The organism is Mesorhizobium silamurunense, assembly GCF_014843825.1.
GTDB lineage: Bacteria > Pseudomonadota > Alphaproteobacteria > Rhizobiales > Rhizobiaceae > Mesorhizobium > Mesorhizobium silamurunense.
On the sequence record NZ_JHQR01000468.1, the window covers coordinates 1 to 651 of the forward strand.

At 66.7% G+C, this 651-nt stretch carries 1 pseudogene; it reads right to left on the bottom strand.

Annotated elements, in window-relative coordinates:
* Positions 1-651: pseudogene (locus tag DH10_RS36025) on the bottom strand (calcium-binding protein); the annotation flags it as partial.

The window sequence follows — 651 nt, forward strand, 5'->3', positions numbered from 1 at the left end:
CGCGACGCTCAGCTTGCCGGGACGATCGTCATAACGCAGCGAAGCGGCGGCCAGGCCGATCGCAGCTGCCTGGCGCGCCTCGCCGCGGGCCTCGCCCATGTCCATGTTGAGCTGGCTGAGCTTGGAGTCCGTATAGGCGTTTGCCTGCTGGAGCGTCGTTGCCGCCACCTGATTGGTGTAGGTCTTGGAGTTGTCGAACGTTGTCGCCAGCCCGTTGTTGAGCTGCAGCACGTTGACCGCATCGGTGTCGGCGGTGCCGGCGCCGACATTGTGGATGATCACCGGCGCGCTCGGGTCGCCGCCGGTCAGGGTCAGCGAGTTGGACTTGGTGCCGTCCGGGTTCTTGTCGTACTGGACCGCGAACTCATTCAAATCGCCGACACTCCCCTGCACGGCTTCGACCGCCTGGTTGGTCGCGTAAAGCTGGCTGCCGTTGATGGCGTCCGTCGAAGTGTCGCTGATCCTGCCCGCCGCGACATTGGTGACGGTGCGCTCGTTGCCAACGGTGCCCACGCTGACGGTGCTGGTCGGAGCTGTTCCGGCAAACGTGTAGTTGACGCCGTTGATCGTGGTCCCGGTGGTGGCAACCGCCGCCGCCGTGGTCGAGCCCGCGCCGAGAGCGACGCTGCCCGGCTCGTTGGCCGTGGCGCC